The sequence below is a fragment of the Paraburkholderia madseniana genome (genome assembly GCF_009690905.1).
GTDB classification, from domain to species: domain Bacteria; phylum Pseudomonadota; class Gammaproteobacteria; order Burkholderiales; family Burkholderiaceae; genus Paraburkholderia; species Paraburkholderia madseniana.
In genome coordinates, this window is the sequence record NZ_VOSW01000241.1 from 1 (window position 1) to 1,722 (window position 1,722).

The 1,722-nt window shown below is 61.4% G+C and carries 1 protein-coding gene; it reads right to left on the bottom strand.

Annotated features, from left to right (window positions below; genetic code table 11):
* Positions 1-281 precede the first annotated feature (281 nt).
* Positions 282-1,535 (bottom strand): MFS transporter, encoded by a 1,254-nt coding sequence (locus tag FSO04_RS45485; RefSeq protein ID WP_154567965.1) that lies wholly within the window; start codon positions 1,533-1,535, stop codon positions 282-284.
* Positions 1,536-1,722 lie beyond the last annotated feature (187 nt).

Genomic DNA, 1,722 nt, shown 5'->3' on the forward strand with positions numbered 1-1,722 from the left:
TCGTCAGCATGTTCTGACTGGCCAGATGAACAAATTCCTGTCGGAGGCTCATGGTGTCTCTTGCGTTCCAGGGCATGGTCGGGACCGGGCGTTTTAATACCCGGAAGTGTCAACCATGTCCCCGCACACCTGTCAGCTATGTCTCCGGTCTATACACAGCCGGCAAAGAGAAGTAGGTGCCGCCCCGCACAGGGGCAACGCTAATAGACCACTAACAATGCAAGGAAAGGCCAACACCATAGGAACACGGCCAATGCCGCCGCCAAAGGCAAAAAACAACCTCATCTAACAGCCGACTTCCCATCCCCCAAAGGCTCCGCCTCATCCCCAGCCCCTGCATCCCGCGTCTCAGGCATCGCGGCCCAAACGAGCAGCACGGCAAGTGCGCCCGCCGCAGCAAGCCCAAAAAAGCTCACCGCATTACCAAAATGATCCGCCACAAACCCAGCAGCCGTCGTGCTCAAAGTAGCCCCAATCCCGGCAGCCAACCCAAACAACCCGATACAAAGGTTATACCGCCCCTTCCCGCCGGCAACATCGGCGGCAATCAACGGCAGCATCACACCGAACACGGCCGCGCTCAGGCCGTCGAGCATCTGCACCGGCACCAGCAAATAAGGGCTGCTGATTCCAGCGAACAACAACGCCCGTATCGGCAACGCCGAAAACCCAAGCAGCAGAATCGGCCTGCGTCCCCACCGCTCGGCAGAGCGTCCAACCCATGGCGACATCATCGCCACAATCGCCTGCGGCACGATGATGCACGCGGCAATCACAAGCTGCACGTTGTCGCCCATGCCGGCCGTCACTTCGCCAGCGGCAAGGTTCAACATCGCCGCATTCGACAAGTGGAACAGCACGATACAAGCCGCAAACAGCAGCATCCGCTTGTCACGCAACAACTCGCGCAAACTCTCGCGCCGTTCGATCTGCGCCGGTGTCGGCCCGGTTTTCGGCAGCTCGATCGTGTCGGTACGCTGGATCATCGTCAGCGCAAACAGCGCAGGGACCGCCAGCACCGCGGTCAGCCAGAACACCGCGCGAGGCGAATAGTATTCGCCGAATACGCCCATCAATCCGGCCGCGACGGCGCTGCCGATCGACGCCCAGCGCGCATTGCGTCCCAACCGGTCGCCCAGATTCGCGCGCCCCACCAGCGCGAACGAGATCGCGGCCAACGCTGGCGTCAGCATGCAACTGGCAAAGCCGTGGAACACCTCGGCGGCAATCACCGGCAACACCGTCGGGCTCGCAGCCAGTAGCACCGCACTGAAGATGATCGCGAAGATCGCCCATGCGGCAGCGCCTTTCTTGTTGCGCAACGCGTCGACGGCAGCGCCGCCCGGCACCTGGCTCACCATCGCACTTATAGTGCCGACGGACAGCGCCATGCCGATCTCGCCCTGAGTCCACTTGTGCGAGGCAAGGTACGACGCAATGAACGGCCCGAAACCCGTCTGCACGTTGGCGACGAAAAAATTCAGCCAATCGAGTGCGCGCAAACTGCGCGCGGTGACTAAAGTGCGGCCTGTCATCGGGCCGCCCGTGTGTTGGAACCCGCCGTGACTGTGGCCCTGTCTCTTATACACATCTGACGCTGCCGACGACGGAAAAAAAAAGAAAACGCAGAGTAGAGGGGGGAGGGGGTACTGTCGGGAGGCGGAGGGATCGTACGTGGGAGTATGTGCAGTGGCGAGGGATAGCGTGGGAGATGTCGGAGGG